The organism is Sorangium sp. So ce375 (genome assembly GCF_051473855.1).
In the GTDB taxonomy this organism is placed as follows: Bacteria; Myxococcota_A; Polyangia; order Polyangiales; family Polyangiaceae; genus Sorangium.
This window is the reverse complement of record NZ_CP150335.1, coordinates 8,756,743-8,772,150: the sequence shown is the minus strand read 5'-3', so window position 1 is coordinate 8,772,150 and position 15,408 is coordinate 8,756,743. Positions and strand designations below refer to the sequence as shown.

Sequence of the window (15,408 nt, the reverse complement as noted above, 5' to 3'; positions counted from 1 at the left end):
AAGAACCACATGCACCTCACCCCGAGCACGCTCCGCGGCGAAGCCGTGGTGCTCCAGCCCCTGTCTGAAGATCAGCTGCCCGAGATCACGCGGGCCGCGCTGTCCGGCCCCGACGTCTGGCGGTTCATCCCTTACTCCATGCGCGATGCGGCCGACGTCGAGAAGGTCATCCGCCTTGCGCTCGCGATGCAGAGCCGCGGGGAGGCCATCTCCTTCGGAACCCGCCTCGCGTCGACGGGCGAGCTGATCGGCGGCACCAGCATTCGCCTGGTGGACGCCGCGCTGCCGTCCGTCGAGATCGGCGGCACCTGGATCGTGCCAGCGTGGCAGCGCACCCGCGTCAACACGGAAGCCAAGCTGCTCCAGTTGGCGCATGGCTTCGAGCAGCTCGGCTGCCAGCGCATCGAGCTGAAGACCGACGTCCGCAACCTGCGCTCCCAGGCCGCCATCCAGCGCATCGGCGGGACCCGGGAGGGGGTGCTGCGGTCGCACATGCGGCGCGCCGACGGTAGCCTGCGTGACAGCGTGCTGTTCTCGATCCTGGCGAGCGAATGGGCTGCGGTGAAGGAGCGCTTGCTGGTCCGGCTGGCGAGCGCCGAGGGAGCGACGCGGGCAGCGCGGGTGGATGGCTGAGGATCATCGCCCGCCGGGTTGGCGCGACGCCGCGAGAAATCGCCTCGCCGTCGTAGCCCTGCGCGGGTGACCGCCCCGGTCGGCGTGCCGCCGGGAGCCCGCTCCTCACCGCCTTGCCCCGCCGCCCCGCCCCGGGCAGGCTTTGCCAATGGGCCAGCCCGCCGAGAAGCAGCGCCGCGCCACGTACGCCGACCTTGAGGCCGTCCCGCCGAACAAGGTGGCCGAGCTCGTCCGCGGCACCCTCCATGTGTTCCCCCGTCCTGCGCCGCGGCACGCGCGCGCAAGCTCAGGCCTGGGTGCCGAGCTGACCGGCCCGTTCGACCATGGCAAGGGCGGCCCGGGCGGCTGGTGGATCCTGGACGAGCCCGAACTGCACTTCCCTGACCCGATGGCGCCTGGCGAGATCGACGCGCTCGTGCCCGACCTCGCGGGCTGGCGCCGCGAGCGCATGCCCGACCTGCCCGAGACGGCGTACTTCGCGCTCGCCCCGGACTGGATCTGCGAGGTCCTGAGCCCGTCGACCGAGGACGTCGACCGCACGGAGAAGATGCCGATCTACGCGCGAGAGGGCGTGCGGTCCGCGTGGCTGGTCGACCCGATCGCACGCACGCTCGAAGTGTTCTCTCTCGTGTCCGGTCGAAGCTGGGAGCGCGGTCCGATCCACCGCGACGCCGCACGCGTTCGCGTCGCGCCTTTCGAGGCGATCGAACTCGACCTCTCGGTCCTCTGGGCGAAGTAGTGGCTTCGCCGCCCAGGGCCGATCTCCTCGAAATCGCATAGAACCGGCGCGCCTCTCGCCCCGGCTTTCCGCTGCGCTCCGCGATGTCGAGCGGAGCGGAAAGCGCCGCTCGACGCAGCTGAACAGCCAGTTCCCCGTCACGGGCGCTGGCGTAGCGGGGGCCACGGGATGCTGCGCGGGGGCGGGCGGCTGCGCGGCGGCGCCCTCCTGCGCCGGCCGCGGGTCCGGCCAGTGACGAACAACGTGACACCGCGATGGTGCCATTGCCCGCGGCGGATCCCGCGCTCCTTCGAGGGGGGTACAACGCCTTCAGCGCTTTCACGGGTGCATGTGGATGCTACGCACGCGCGCCCACCGCGCCGACGCTCGCTCGTGCACCTCGCGCCGGAAAGCGGTACCGTCCGGCGCGGGAGGCGCTCGTTCATCCATGCCGAAGCTCGTCGTCAACGGCGCGAAGCTGCGTTGCAGCGAGGGGATGTCGCCCTCGACGCTCACCGTGCCGCCCGCCATCGGCTCCGGTTCCTCCGAGATGCCGGCCGCGACCGTGATGGACCAGAAGCCGATGGCGAACATCGCGCCCTTCGGGATGTGCAAGACGCAGGCAAACCCGCAAGTCGCGGCCGCCACGTCAGCGGCGCAGGGCACGCTCACGCCGCAGCCGTGCGTGCCGGTGATCCCCGCGCCGTGGTCGCCCGGCGCCTCGAGCGTGACGTTCCAGCAGCAGAAAGCGCTGACCGACGACTCGAAGTGCACGTGCCAGTGGACCGGGAGCATCGAAATCACCGACGCCGGCAGCACGATCGAGGTGAAATAGGGCGCGCGCTCGGACTTCGCGCTTGTGGTGCAGCCACGCGGCGAGCATCATGTCGACCGCTTCGTTCGAGAGCTGGTCGTGGAGGGAGGGGGACGCGCGTCGAGTCATGGAGCGGCTCAGACAACAGCTTCCGGCACCCGAGCGGATCCGCCCCTCCGCAGTCACGCCATCCGCGACGCACGAGCGCGAGCTTTTCGCTCCCTCGCGCGCGACGCGCGCCGACGCGGGCGCGACGCGCGCGCTCGACGAGGCCGCGCCTGCGGGCCCTGGGCGTTTTCGAGACACCTTTGCCCAGGCGAGCATCTTCCCGGCCTTGGCTCACGCGAGCGGCGCGCGCGCGCCGCTGCAGATGGCGTGCGGGGCGAGCTGCGGCTGCGCGAAGTGTTCGGCCGGTCGGGCGAGCCTGTTCGAGAGCATCGGGCTCCAGAAAAAAGACAACGGTACGAAGGGCGCCGGAGGCAAAGCCGGTGAAGCCGCGGCCGAGCCGAGCCACGCGGGCCCGCCGATGGTCGACGCGGACGAGGTGCGGCGGCGGCTCGGCTCGGGCGCGCCGTTGCCGGTCGCCGTCGCGCAGCGGTTCTCCGCGGCCTATGGGCACGATCTATCCGCCGTTCGAGTGCACGCGGACAGCGGCCTCGCGGCGCAGGTCGGCGCGCGCGCCTTCACGACGGGCAGAGACGTGGTGTTCGCGCCAGGCGAATACCGGCCCGGCACGGGGGACGGCGATCGGCTGATCGCACACGAGCTCGCGCACGTGGTGCAGCAGGCGGGCGGAGCGGGCGCCGTGCAAGGCGCGGGCGTGTCGGAGGACGCGTACGAGGCGGAGGCGGATCGGGCGGCGGATGTGGCCGTCCGCGGCGGCGCGGTCTCGCGCCTCTCGCCGGTCGCCGGCGGGCGCGTGCAGCACGACCTCAAAGACCGCGTCGTCGGCGCCGTCCGAGGCGCCGGCCAGGTCATCGGAGATGTCGCCGAGGCCGGACGAGACGTGCTCGTCGAACAATTCTGGAAGCTCGTCCGCGCCATTGCGCCGACCGCCGAGCCGTATCTACGCGACCCGGGCAGGTTGTGGGAGGACATCAAGGCTGCGGTCGGCCGAGGAATCGACGCGCTCGTCGGCGGAGTCCTCGGCGCGCTCCCGAAAGACGGGATCTTCGGCGCCGTCGCGACGTTCTTCAAGACCTTCGTCCCGGCCCTCGCGCGCTTGACGAAATCGATCTCGAAGGACGACCACGCCGGCATCGTGGCGGCGGTGCAGGGCGCCATCGAAGCGTTCTCGCAGATGTCGGACGCGGTCCTCGCGCCGGTGCAGGGGATCTTCAAGGCGGTCTCGGGCGGCCTCGCGAAGGCGTTCGAGGCCGTCGGCAAGCCGATCCTCGACGTGGTCAAGAGCCTCGCGAAGGACGCGTGGAGCGCGCTCGAGGGGTTCGTCGACGACGTCGTGTCGATCGGGAAAAAGGTCGGCACGACGCTCTCCGGCGTATGGAAGTCGATCAAGGAGGCGCTCGGCTTCGGCGGAGACGACAGCTCCAAGGGCGGGCTCTGGGATCGCATCAAAAAATGGGCCGGCGATCAGTGGGAGAAGGCCAAACCGACGGTGCTCGGCTGGGTCGAGCCGCTGAAGACGGTGGCCAAGGTGCTCGTCGTGACCTCGCCGTTCGGGCCGATGGTCCTCGCGCTGAAGTACGGGCCGAAGGTCGTCCACTGGCTCAAGGACCTGTGGAAGGCGATAGCGGATCCGAACAACATCCCGCGCGCGCGTGAGAAGGTCGTCGGCGTCCTGCACGGCCTCAGCGCATTCCTTCAGGGAGCATCGGCGAAGCTCGGCGCCCTCGCGAACGACATCAACAAGGCGCTCGAGGGCATTTCGAAGCCGCTCGCGAAGGTCACGGAGATCTTCGGCGCGACGGGCTTCTTGAAGCTCGTCGCCGCGGGCGTGCGCCACCTCGCCGAGGGGATCGAGAAGGGCATCAAATGGGTCGGCGAGAACGTGCCGCCCTTCGTGAAGAGCGTCGGTGATTTTTTCACGACGATCTGGGCGTGGGCGAAGCCGATCCTCGATGTCGTGGTGAAGGTCGGGTTCGTCGTCGCGAACCCGCTCGGCCTCCCGATGCTCGTCGCGTCGCACGTTTGGCGCAGCGCTCCGCGCTGGCTGAAGGTCGTCGTCGTCAGCTTCGTCCTCGACATTTTGATTCGTTTCCTCGATCGATTGCCGGACGGCGCGATCGCGGCGGGCATGGGGCCTCTCGCGTCGCTCGTGAAACACGGCGTCCTCGGCTTCTTGCGCAAGATCTACGGCGAGAGCGGCTCCGACGTCGATCACGCGGTGGCCGCGGCCGATCGCGTGGCGAAATTGGCGGGCGGCGGCGGCATCGATTTCGCCCTCGGCTTCGGCAAGGGGATCCTGACGGGGATATGGGAGGGCCTCGTCTTCCCGATCGAGCTCGTCGTGCACGTCATCGAGGGCGTCGCCGCGATCGGCGAATACCTCGACAAGGCGTCGGAGAACATGTCCGCCGAGCTCCGCAGCATCTGGAGCAAGGTCAAAGGCGCCGCGGCGGGCGTCAAGGGGGCCTTCTGGCCCGCGATCAAGTCGGTGTTCTCGGGCGGAGGGAGCGGCTTCCAGAAGGTGCTCCGCGTGCTCGAGGCGGCGTGGGGCGCCATCTCCGGCGCGGCCGCCAGCGTGGGCAGCGCCATCGCGGGCGCGCTGATGGGCTTCATCATGAAGCCCGACTTCGAGCTCGGATCGAAGCTCGGCTGGGTCGCCGGGACGGTGATGTTCGAGGTGGCGCTGGCGGTGCTGACGGGCGGCGCCTCCGCGGCGCTCTCGGCGGCGAGGGGCCCGATCGCGCGAATCCTTCAGCTCATCGTCAAGATCCACACGGCGATGGGCAAGGTCTTCGAGGCGATCCTGCACATGCTCGGGCCGGTCCAGAAGGCGCTCGGCCGCGCGCTGAAGGCGTTCTCGGAGATCCCGGCCGTCAAGACGGTGATCACGGCGCTGGAGCGGCTGTTCAAGGAGATCGAGGCCGCGGGCGTGCGGGCGATCAGCAAGCTCCCCACGGCGGCGACGGCCAAGGGAGCGGCGCAAGCGGGCGCAAGGGCGGCCGGCGCAGCGGGGCGCGTGGACGTGAAGGCCGCGGAGGAGACGCGAGCGGCCGCGGCGAACGTGGAGAGCAAAGCCGCGAGCACGGAGACCAAAGGCGGGAGGGCGAGGGTCGAGGAACCTCCGGCCGCGAAGACCCACGAGGAGGCGCCGACCGCAAAGACGCAACAAGAACCTCCGCCGAAGGCGCGCGAAGAACCTCCGCCGAAGACGCACGAGGAACCTCCGCCGAAGACGCATGAGGAACCTCCGCCGAAGACACGCGAAGAACCATCGACCGCCAAGTCGAAGGGCGAGGATCCCGCTGCGGGCGCGGAGGCGCCCAATGTCGATGTCCCCGCCGTGCCTGGCGCGTCTCGCAAGATCAAAGTCGGCGAGGGACACCACACCATCGCCGCAAAACGTACGTCGACGGGCGATATCCTCCTCACGGCCTGTTCCAACTGCTGGGCCCTTCGGGACCGCCTGGAAGCCCTTGCCAGCAGCCTTCCCCCGGGACCCGCCAGGACACAGGCGCAGCAGCTCGCTCAGGAAGCGGCGGACCTCCAGACACGGATCAACAAGGGAGCGGTGAACGACATCGCGGCAGAGACGCGTGCGCTCGCCGAACGCGTCGAGAGCGCTGCCCAAACCCACCCTGATCTCGGGTGGTCACTCAGCAACTTCTTCGAAGGCCTAACGGTCCGTCCCTACGCGCCGCATGCACCCGAGCCGGCAGGGCTCATCAACGCCACGACGAAGGACGAGTTCATCGCGGCCACGGGTGGCACGGGGAGACCCGGGTGGTTCGAGCAGGCAAACGCATTCTCCGCGGGCGCGAAAGCGGAACCAGAGCGCACGCTCGACGCCGCGTGGCAGTGGTACCAGCACGCGAAAACGACGCAGGCGCGACCCGCGCTTGGCGAGTTCAAGCAGGTCAGAGCGGCAGTCGGCGCTCGAAGCGAGGCGCGCGCCGTCCCCGGCGCGGATGTCACCAACCTGCCCGAGCTCTACCCCCTCAACGTTCCGCAGAGCAATTGGCAATATCAGGTCAACGACGCCTGGATCGTGGGGCACGTGGAGAACAACAGCGTCTTCGAGATCGTGTCGAACCCCACGGCGAAGAGCCTGCTGGAAACGAAGCTCGGGCGCGGAGCCGGGGATCGGGTGCAGAGCGTGTTCGGGCGCGAGCTACAGGCGCTCGAGCGGCACGGGTACGCTTTCGTGCAGGACGTCGGGCCCAGGGGCGCCCTAGGCACTCGAGGCATTTCGGGCCGAATGGTACCTCCATCGGAGGTAGCGAAATTGCCGAGCATGGGCTACGTCTGGGTACCCTACAAGACGCCTGCGGGCCACTTCGAGGGTATCACCGGCGCGTGGGTGCTCGCAGCCCCCTGAGGCCGCGTAGATGCGACGCTCCCGGCGCGTGGAGGACGATCATGGATGTGCAAGACATCGCGAAGAGAATCTGCGAGTTCGACGAGCGGTTCGCGCACCTGGAGGACGACCGAGAGGATTTCGAAGAGGATCTCGCAGACGTCGACGGCATGGATCGCTCCACTTACCTCGACTTTCTCGCGCGACGCGGCGCCACTCCCTTTGGTCGTCTCCTCTCCGAATTTCGGAATTTCGTCATCCCCGGCGTGCTGGACGCCTATGCGCAGGGAAGCGATCACGAGAGACGAGCCATTCGCGAGATTTTTGCACAGCGTCGCCGCGCGACACTCGAGCTCTGGTCTCTGCTCGACGAGCGTGCGTGGCTGCTTTCCAAGTCACCCGCGCAGGAAAAACCCGGCTTGCTGCGGACGCTCCTGCTCCTGGGAGTGCTCGCCGAGCGGTATCTGGATGATTACCAGACGGCTATGATCCTCACGAGCGCGTGGCGAAACGTGGAGAACGATGGGCTCGATCCCAAGCGATTCTTCGACGATGTCGCGAAGATGGCGGGTCAGGACAAGCTGGAGCACGGCCGATCGGCGAGTGAGCTCCTGCGGGATTTCGAGCCCTACATCTACGATCAAAGTGCGCCCGTGAAGCGGGTATAGTTGCCGAAACAGACGATCCAACCGACTTACGTTCGGGTGGATGCCATCCCTTCCGGCATCCCCCTCCCGAGCTTCCCATACTCCGTCCTCGCCGCCGCCTGGACATGCCTCATCCGCACCGGCGCAGCCTCCTCCGCCGCCAGCGCCGCCGCGGCGACCGCGATGTTCCGGATATTGCCGCCCGCGAGGTGCATGGCGGCCAGCCGCTCGAAGTCGAGCCCGTCCGTCGGCGTCTCCGCCGGGAACACGCGCCGCCAGATCCGCTCGCGCTCGGGTTCGCCTGGAAATGGAAAATCCACGACGAACCGTAGCCGCCGTAAGAACGCCGGATCCAGCGCGTCACGCACGTTCGTCGTGAGGATCGACAAGCCGCGGTAGCTCTCCATCCGCTGGAGCAGGTAAGCGACCTCCATGTTCGCATACCGATCGTGGCTGTCCTTCACGTCGCTCCGCGGACCGAAGAGGGCGTCGGCCTCGTCGAAGAGCAGGATGCAATCCGCCTCCTCCGCCGCGTCGAACACGCGCCGCAGGTTCTTCTCGGTGTCGCCGATGTATTTGCTGACCACCCGGCTCAGATCGATCCGGTAGAGATCCAGCCCGAGCTCGCGCGCCAGCACCGAGGCCGCCAGCGTCTTTCCCGTCCCGCTCGCCCCCGCGAACAGCGCGTTCACCCCGAGGCCGCGCCCGCCTCGCTCCGCAAAACCCCACCGCTCGCCAAGGTGCGCGCGTTGCCTCGCGTGGACCGCGATCTCGCGCACGGCCGAGCGCTCCGGCTCGGGCAGGACGAGGTCGTCCCACCCTGCGCTCGACGCGACGCGCTCGGCCAGGTCGCGCAAATCCGAAGGCGACCGCGCGTCCTTGCTCGCCCGCTCGATCTCGATGCAGACCGCCGCCCTGCGCACAGGCCCGAGGCCGCTCCGCGTCGCGACGAGCACGGGCCCCGCGAAGCGCTCGGCGAATCGACGCGAGGCGAGCCAGCGCGCCGCGTCGATTCGATCGTCGAGATCCTGGCCATCGAGCATCAACGCGCTGCCGCGGAGCAGCGTCTCGCGCGTGACGAGCCGCGCCAGACGATCGTCGTCCACGTTCGCGCCGCTCGCCGCGAGCGCGAGCACGTCGAGCCGGAGCCCCAGCGCGGCGCATGCGGCCGCTGCAATCAAGGGTTTCTCGGCGCGCGCCGGCCCGCAGAGCTCGATCACGGGCAGCTCCCCGTCCCCCGCGCTCCTCCACGCGTCCACGATTCGCCCCGCGACGGCGCGCTGCGAGGCGCTCGGGTCCTGCGGGGGCTCGACGCGCTCGTAAAACCCCGCGAGCCGCTCCTCCGGCTGATCCAGGCCGACGAGGAAATGCAACACGCGCTCATGGATCCGCAGCGGGCTCGTCGAGAGGCCGTCGCCCGGGGCCACGTCGATCAAGCAATGGCCGCGCAGCGGGCTCGACGGGCCGATCGCGCTCCAATGCGCGTCCGCCAGCGCGCCGAGCGCGAGCCCGAAGCTCGGCTGCGTCCTCCGCGGATCCCCATGCGCTTCGGCGCACGCCCGAGCGAGCGCGGCGTCGAGCTCCACGCCCGCGCAGAGCAGCAAGAGATCCCGCTCGAAGGGCGACAAGCGAAATGCATTCGCCACGAGCGCGATCGCCGGCGGCGCGGGCATCGCCTCCTCGGCCGCTCCGAGGGCCGCGAGCGCGCTCGCGAGCGCCTCGTCGCTTTTGCGCTCCACGCGGCAGCGCAGGACGGCGAGGGCCGCGACGACCCAACGGTGGTTCGCCCCGTGCCAGTCGCGCGGCGCGTCAGCGGGGGAAATCGAAGAAACCAGCGTCCACCACCTTTCCCATCTTCTGGAACTCGCGCCGCGTCGCGTGGAGCAGGTGCCGCATCGCCACGGGCTTTCCCTCCTCGGCCGCGATGAACGCCGCCGCGAGCGCGATGTTGCGGATGTAGCCGCCGGAGAGCTCGATGCGATCGGCGAGGAACGCGAGATCGACGTCCGCGTCGAGCGGCGTCTCGGGCGTCCAGATGCCCCGCCATATACGCAGCCGATCCGCCGCGTTCGGGAACGGGAGCTCGATCACGAACGCGAAGCGCCTCACGAACGCCTCGTCGATGTTCTTCATGAAGTTCGTCGCGAGCAGGACCACGCCCTCGTACGACTCGACGCGCTGGAGCAGGTAACTCGTCTCCAGGTTGGCATACCGGTCGTGTGCGTCGCGCACCTCGGTGCGCTTGCCGAAGAGCGCGTCGGCCTCGTCGAAGAAGAGCGCCGCGTTGGCGGCCTCCGCGCTGTCGAAGAGCTCCGCGAGGTGCTTCTCCGTCTCGCCGATGTATTTGCTCACCACCGTCGAGAGATCGATGTGCAGGAGGGTCACGCCGAGCTCGCCGGCGATGACGCTCGCCGCCATCGTCTTTCCGGTGCCGGGCGGCCCCGACAGCAGCGCGGAGAGCCCTTTTCCGAGGCCGAGCTTTCGCTCGTACCCCCACTCGTCGAGCACCCGGCCGCGGTGGCGGAGCTGCGCGCAGAGCTCGCGGAGCAGCGCCTTTTTGTCCGCGGGCAAGACGAGATCGTCCCAGCCGTGGCGCGGGAAGATCGCGCGGGCGAGCGAGCCGATCCTCTGATCGTGGAGCGATCGACACGCCGCCGCGACGTCGGCCGTCGTCGGGCGCGCGCCGGGCTCGCGCAAGCGAGCTTGGCTCTTCACGGCGGCGGCCGCCTCGAGGATCTGGCCGCCCGTGAGGCGAAACGTGCTCGTCAACGCGGAGAGATCGACGCGCTCGACGCCGTCGCCGCCGAGCGCCCTCGCCCAGAGGCGCGCTTGATCGGCGGCGCTCGGCCTTTGCAGCTCGACGTGCGCAGCCCGGCCGTCGCCGGAGCCGAGCGCGCCTGCGAAGGGCGCCGCGCCGGAGACGAACGTGAGGCCCGCGTGCGCGCGGATCGCCCCGGCGAGCGCCCGCGCCGCGGGGGTCTTCGGGCTCGCGAGCGCGGCGCCGGCGTCGATCCAGTGGAGCGCGGCGTCGGCGAGGATCGCTTCGCGGAGGATCATCGGCAAGAGGAGCGCGACGGCGTCGTCGCCTGCGGCGAGCAGGGCCGGGGTATCGACGAGCGCGAGCCGCCGACCGGAGGCCGCGCAGATCGCGGCGGCGAGCGAGCGCTTGCCGGCGCCGGCGGGGCCCGCGATCGTGACGATCGCCGAGGGGCCGTCGCGCGGCTCGAGCGCGACGAGGCCCGCGAGGCTCTCCTTGAGCTCGGCCGGCATGAGCAGCGCGTCGAGCGAGCCTTGGGGGCGCGTCACGCGGACATAGGGCGCGACGCGCGCGTCGAGGGCGTCGTCGCCGAAGAGGAAGCCGGCGATGCGCGGGTCGATGGAGAGGGCGCGCGCGGGGAGCGGCAATCGCGCGTTCGCGGGCTCGTCGTCGAGGTGCACGAGCGCGTGGCGCAGGAGCGGCGCGCCTCGGCTGAGGCGGCGCCGCGCGGCGATCTGCGCCTCGATCGACGGCAGGAGCGCCGCGAGCACGGTAGAGGCGGTGGGCCGCGCGGCGCTGGCGCTCGATGTGCCTGGCACCTCGGGCGCGAGCGTCGCGAGCAGCAGATCGACGTCGACGCGATCGAGCCCGAAGCGAGCCGCGAGCTCCGCGAGGCGGAGGGGAACACCCGAGCGGGCGTTCTCGGCGGCGCGGCGCTCGATCTCGCGGGCCGAGCGATCGGCCTCGGCGCGCGCCGCGAGCACGGCCGCCGAAGGCGCGGGCGCTCGGGCCGCGGCGCGGTCGAGCAGCGCGTGGATACGCTCCTCGGCGGACGACGCACGGCGCGCGCGGGCGGGCTCTGCATGAGCGATCGCATGGACGGCGAGCAGCAGATCGACGCGCGCGACCTCGGCGAGGAGGTGCTCGATCGAGGACGCGTACGGCGCGGCGGCGGTCATCCGGCGCTGGCGGGTTCAGCCTGTGGGCGGCGCGGGGGCAGCGCCGTCGCTGGGCGCTTGTGGCGCAAGGAGATCCCGGAGCACCTGCATCGCGCCTTCGATGCGGAGCAGCGTCGCCGTGATCGCTTGCTTCTTCGCGTCGAGCTCGGCGAGCATTTTCTGACCGGCTTCATATTCTTTCTGCAGCTCTTGCAGCCTGGATTCGATGTCCTGCTTCATTTGTTTTCCTATCGCTCGACGGGCGACCATTGGTGCAAGTTGATCAGCACGATGACCTTTCCGCGATCCGACTGCGAGCCGTCGAACGCGGAGAGCGCCATGCCGATGACCCTCGCCGGGCGGCTCGCCCTCATCGCGTGCCCCGGCTCGGACGCGCTCGTCAACAGGTCGCCGATTCGGATCGGGCCGCCCTCGAGCGTCACCTTGACGGGGACGCGCCCGGCGAGCGCCAGCGCGGTCGGGTTTTTCGGGTCCTCCCACGAGACGCCGAGCAAGAACCCGGGTTTCTCCGAAATGACGCCCAGGATCGTCGTCTGCTCGGGCGCCGACGAGCGAATGAGCCGCTCCGGCACCTCGGGGTCCGCGACGACGACGTCGCCAGGCTCGAGCGACGGATCGTGCCGGTCGAACTTCTCGGCGAGGTCCCATCCACCCGTCTGCCAGCCATGCACGCTCTTGCCGGTCCCTCGCACCGCGACGTCCCACGTGTGGACGCCGCCGCCCCAGCCGCCCGGCAAACCGCCCACCGGATCGTACCCGCTCGTGCCGATGTTGCCCGGGATCTTCACGTTCCCGTTATAGATGGCCATCATGCGCTCGCCGCCGCCGGCGTTCCACTCGGCGTCGTTGTGGGTGCCGCCCTTGTAGAACGCGAAGTTGCCACCTGTACGAAAATACGTCGTCGAGGACTGGACGCCGATGCCGTAGTCGTTACTCCACAGGTTGATCATCTGCCGGACGGTCGCGCCGAAGCTCAATACGCCTCCGATGTAGCTGCTCCCCGTGACCTTGAGATTCCCTTCCGGCTGCTGCGACCAATCCCCGATGGCGAGGCCGCCGGTTCCGATCGCGACCGATTTGTAGATCGCCGTGAACGGATAATGGGAATCGGGATTGACCCGCAGGCAATCGTCCGCGTTCGCCTGCAACATGCCGAGCCCGCTCTTGTTCTTGATCCGACTCCCGGTCACCTGTGCGTCGCCCGCCACCTCGAGCCCCCCGTTGACGAGCAGGTAGTCCCAGAGCTTGACGAGCCGACCCTTCGTGGTCCCTGCCCGACCGAGGATCATCAGAGCCTCGTAGTTCTTGGAGTTCTCGATGGCGGCGTAGCCGGTTGTATTTCCGATCCCCGAATGGTCGTGCGTCGTGCTCGTGAAGTAGAGCGCCGAGTTCGCGGCATAAACGTCGCCTTGGACAGTGGCCTTTCCACCGATCGTCGCGTCGCTCGTGACCTTGAGCTGCCCGGCTGGGAGCTGCGTCCAATCCCCGACGGCGAGGCCGCCCGTCCCGATCGCGACCGGCTTGTAGATCGCCGTGAAGGGATAATCTCCATCGGGATTGACGCGCAGGCAATCGGCCGCGTCGGCCTGCAACATGCCGAGCCCCGTCTTGTTCTTGATCCGATTGCCGGAGACCTGGAGCGCGCCGCCGATCACGGCGTCGCTCGTGGTCTTGAGCTGCCCGCTCGGGAGCTGCGTCCAGTCGCCGACGGCGAGGCCGCCGGTCCCGATCGCGACCGGCTTGTAGATCGCCGTGAAGGGATAATCCCCGTCGGGATTGACGCGCAGGCAATCCGTGGCGTCCGTCTGCAAGATGCCGAGCCCCGTCTTGCTCTTGACCCGGTTTCCCGACACCTGGACGGTTCCCGTCACGTTCAGGTTGCACTCGAGATCGACGAGGCCAGGCGACGCATCGCCGCGCGCGTGGAGCGCGTACCCGGCGTTCGCCGGGCCAGGCAGCCGCAGCCCCGAATACGTCCGCCCCGTCGCCGTCACCTGTGAGGCCTGCCCGTTCGCGATGACCGCCTGCCCGAGCACCACAGCGTTCGCCTGGACCGCGGCTGCGAGCACGAGCGTGGGCGCCTGCGTGAACCGCGTATTCGAGGAAACGGCGCTGTTCGCGTCCGCGGGCCTGTCCGCGACCTCACCGAACGAGAGCTGAACGTAGAGCGCCCCGTTGTTCTCCGGCTTGATCGCGAGCGTCTGGTCCGCGCCCACCAGAATCGTGCGGCCCTGAGCGTCGATCGCCGTGCCCGCCGACACCTTGACCGTCGTCGCATTGGCGAGCGCGAGCCCGAGCCCCTCGCACACCCCGGCCACGTGCAGCAGGCGGTCGTGCCGCTGCCGGCGATCGATATGATACTTCTGCTCGTCGATGAACTCGTCGTCCTTGAGATACTCGCCGTCGTAATAACGAACGCGAGAGAGCGTGTAGGTCGGGAGCTCGTACTTATCGGCCATGGCCTGTTCCTCGAATCAAATACGGGCAATGGGGGCTGAAGTTCAAACCTTCGTCGTCCCGAGCACGAGCGGGTTCGTGCTGCTGATCGTGAGCCCAGGCCCGAAGGCCGTGTTGCTCTTCGCGTTGTTGATGCGCATCGCCGGGTAGAGGATGCGGAGCCCATACACCGCGTGCGCGGGCTTCTCGCGGTCGACGATGGCCCGCACTCGGCGCGTCTGGCGCGCGAGCTTCGCCGGATCACGCTCGGACACCGTGAGGATCACGCCGAAAAAATGAGGCGGCTTCGGGTTGAACGGGAAATGCACGGCTTCGAGGCTCTCGTGCAGGCCGTCGTGGAAATCGACGACCTGCGCCTCGTCCCCCGACAGGTGCAGCACCTTCTCGATCCCGGCGCGCGTCCCCCGCTCCCGGTAGAGCGGCACGATGTTCGCGAGGAATTTTTGCTTCGTCTCCTCGCTCCAATCATCGCGCAGGCTCGTCGCCACCCACTGCGCGAGCCAGGGCAAGAACTCCGGATCGGTCCGCAGAGGATCGAAATAACGGTCGATCCCGTCGAGGACCCGCTCGATCCCCTTGAGGTCGCGAACGTCGTCGAGCGAGGCGTCGTCGGGGATCGACGCCGGGTCGACGCCCGAGAGCACCGCCTCGAACGCGAGCAAGAAGCGGCCGAGGAACGGGCTCTGCCGCAACACCGCAGGCAAATAAGGCAGATAACTGCTCATGGGATCGGCCACCACGTGCTCCCTCGCCGCTCCATCAACGTGAGCTTCATGTTCGCGGGCTCGAAGCGCGGCAGCTCGTGCGCCTCGATGCGCAGCCCGAGGAGCTTGCCGCCGCTCGTGTTCTGTCGGCTGCCGAGCACATCGCCCGGCGCCGTGAGCTTCAGCGTGGCGTCCGTCGCGACGTACTCGACGCCCTCGACGTCGTCGATGACGGCGAGAACGTCGGACAGATCGACGTCGCGACCGAAGGGCCAACCGCGCCGCGTCCGCCCGTCGGGGTAGGGGTCGAAATGTTCGAGCAGCGCGCGCTGGATGGCCCCGCGCACGCCGGCGCCGCCTGGCGGCGCGTCGTCGCGCAAATGAATCGTCGCCTCGAGCGTGATCGGCACCGGCGTCGGGCCGACCACGTGGAGCCTCGTCGTGATGAGGCGGCGCTCGGCGAAAAAAGCGGTCAGCGCGCCGAGGAGCGCGGCCGAAGGCGCCATCCACGGCGTCTTCGGGCGAGGCACGACGATGAGGCTCACGTGGCTCGGCGCGGCCGCGAGCTTGTTCGCCGCCGACAGGTCGCGCTCGGGGACGCAATGCGCTCGCGCGATCTCGCTCGACCCCGCGTCCTTGGCCTCGAGCTCAAGCGCCTCGGGCGAGCGAGGCCACGCGGACGCGACGAGGCGCTCGTAATCGTCGGCCGTCACCGCGCGGTAGAGCTCGCGCAGGTCGCGGAGCGTGGCCTCCGTGGCGGCGCCGAGATCGGCCTCGCCCCCGTGCGCGCCGCCGCTGAGGAGCCGCAAGAAGGCGCGCTCGCTGCTCTCCGGGATGCGACCCGCGCGAAAGATGAGCATCTCGGTCAGCCACGCGAAGAGCTCGATGAGCGCGATGCCGGGATCCGACGGGTTGTGATCGGTCCAGCCCGGGTGAATCGCCGGCAGCGCCGTACGCGCCTCCTCGACGAGCTCCGCGTACGTCTTGTCGTCGAGCACCGGGAGCTTGATGGCCATGGC

General features: G+C 69.4%; 11 protein-coding genes. 5 read left to right on the top strand and 6 right to left on the bottom strand.

The features are described 5' to 3' along the window. Positions 1-9: 9 nt before the first annotated feature. The 5 genes from WME90_RS32620 (at position 10) to WME90_RS32600 (ending at position 7,313) form a co-directional block, all read left to right on the top strand. The gene (locus tag WME90_RS32620; protein ID WP_437275947.1) at positions 10-633 is read left to right on the top strand and encodes a GNAT family N-acetyltransferase; all 624 of its coding nucleotides are present in this window, start codon (positions 10-12) and stop codon (positions 631-633) included. A 148-nt stretch (positions 634-781) separates the two neighbouring features. Further along, on the top strand, positions 782-1,372 hold the full coding sequence (locus WME90_RS32615; protein ID WP_437275946.1) for a Uma2 family endonuclease: 591 nt from the start codon (positions 782-784) through the stop codon (positions 1,370-1,372). Between the two features lie 427 nt (positions 1,373-1,799). After that, positions 1,800-2,186, top strand: a complete 387-nt coding sequence (locus WME90_RS32610) for a DUF4280 domain-containing protein (protein ID WP_437275945.1) — start codon at positions 1,800-1,802, stop codon at positions 2,184-2,186. A 313-nt stretch (positions 2,187-2,499) separates the two neighbouring features. Next, positions 2,500-6,666 carry an eCIS core domain-containing protein gene (locus WME90_RS32605; RefSeq protein ID WP_437275944.1) on the top strand — a complete coding sequence of 1,389 codons (4,167 nt, stop codon included), beginning with the start codon at positions 2,500-2,502 and terminating at the stop codon, positions 6,664-6,666. 41 nt (positions 6,667-6,707) lie between these two features. Next, complete coding sequence (locus tag WME90_RS32600; RefSeq protein WP_437275943.1) at positions 6,708-7,313, top strand: hypothetical protein; 606 nt, start codon at positions 6,708-6,710, stop codon at positions 7,311-7,313. A gap of 26 nt (positions 7,314-7,339) precedes the next feature. Here the strand turns inward: WME90_RS32600 and WME90_RS32595 are convergent, their stop codons facing one another. The 6 genes from WME90_RS32595 to WME90_RS32570 form a co-directional block, all read right to left on the bottom strand. Continuing rightward, positions 7,340-9,031 (bottom strand): ATP-binding protein, encoded by a 1,692-nt coding sequence (locus tag WME90_RS32595; protein ID WP_437275942.1) that lies wholly within the window; start codon positions 9,029-9,031, stop codon positions 7,340-7,342. Between the two features lie 70 nt (positions 9,032-9,101). Further along, positions 9,102-11,228: an AAA family ATPase gene (locus tag WME90_RS32590; protein WP_437275941.1), complete on the bottom strand. Its 2,127-nt coding sequence runs from the start codon at positions 11,226-11,228 to the stop codon at positions 9,102-9,104. Between the two features lie 15 nt (positions 11,229-11,243). Then, a complete protein-coding gene (locus WME90_RS32585; RefSeq protein ID WP_437275940.1) occupies positions 11,244-11,447 on the bottom strand; it encodes a hypothetical protein in 204 nt (67 codons plus the stop codon). Positions 11,448-11,455: 8 nt separating this feature from the next. Further along, the gene (locus WME90_RS32580) at positions 11,456-13,687 is read right to left on the bottom strand and encodes a hypothetical protein (RefSeq protein WP_437275939.1); all 2,232 of its coding nucleotides are present in this window, start codon (positions 13,685-13,687) and stop codon (positions 11,456-11,458) included. A gap of 42 nt (positions 13,688-13,729) precedes the next feature. After that, complete coding sequence (locus WME90_RS32575; RefSeq protein WP_437275938.1) at positions 13,730-14,410, bottom strand: phage tail protein; 681 nt, start codon at positions 14,408-14,410, stop codon at positions 13,730-13,732. Then, positions 14,407-15,405, bottom strand: a complete 999-nt coding sequence (locus WME90_RS32570; RefSeq protein WP_437275937.1) for a baseplate protein J — start codon at positions 15,403-15,405, stop codon at positions 14,407-14,409. The genes WME90_RS32575 and WME90_RS32570 overlap by 4 nt, the downstream gene beginning before the upstream one ends. Positions 15,406-15,408 lie beyond the last annotated feature (3 nt).

Excerpts from the sequence above, each read along its gene's own strand:
- WME90_RS32620 (WP_437275947.1), top strand. The coding sequence starts at position 10 with ATGCACCTCACCCCGAGCACGCTCCGCGGCGAAGCCGTGGTGCTCCAG.
- WME90_RS32615 (WP_437275946.1), top strand. The coding sequence starts at position 782 with ATGGGCCAGCCCGCCGAGAAGCAGCGCCGCGCCACGTACGCCGACCTT.
- WME90_RS32610 (WP_437275945.1), top strand. The coding sequence starts at position 1,800 with ATGCCGAAGCTCGTCGTCAACGGCGCGAAGCTGCGTTGCAGCGAGGGG.
- WME90_RS32600 (WP_437275943.1), top strand. The coding sequence starts at position 6,708 with ATGGATGTGCAAGACATCGCGAAGAGAATCTGCGAGTTCGACGAGCGG.
- WME90_RS32590 (WP_437275941.1), bottom strand. The coding sequence starts at position 11,228 with ATGACCGCCGCCGCGCCGTACGCGTCCTCGATCGAGCACCTCCTCGCC.
- WME90_RS32585 (WP_437275940.1), bottom strand. The coding sequence starts at position 11,447 with ATGAAGCAGGACATCGAATCCAGGCTGCAAGAGCTGCAGAAAGAATAT.
- WME90_RS32580 (WP_437275939.1), bottom strand. The coding sequence starts at position 13,687 with ATGGCCGATAAGTACGAGCTCCCGACCTACACGCTCTCTCGCGTTCGT.
- WME90_RS32575 (WP_437275938.1), bottom strand. The coding sequence starts at position 14,410 with ATGAGCAGTTATCTGCCTTATTTGCCTGCGGTGTTGCGGCAGAGCCCG.
- WME90_RS32570 (WP_437275937.1), bottom strand. The coding sequence starts at position 15,405 with ATGGCCATCAAGCTCCCGGTGCTCGACGACAAGACGTACGCGGAGCTC.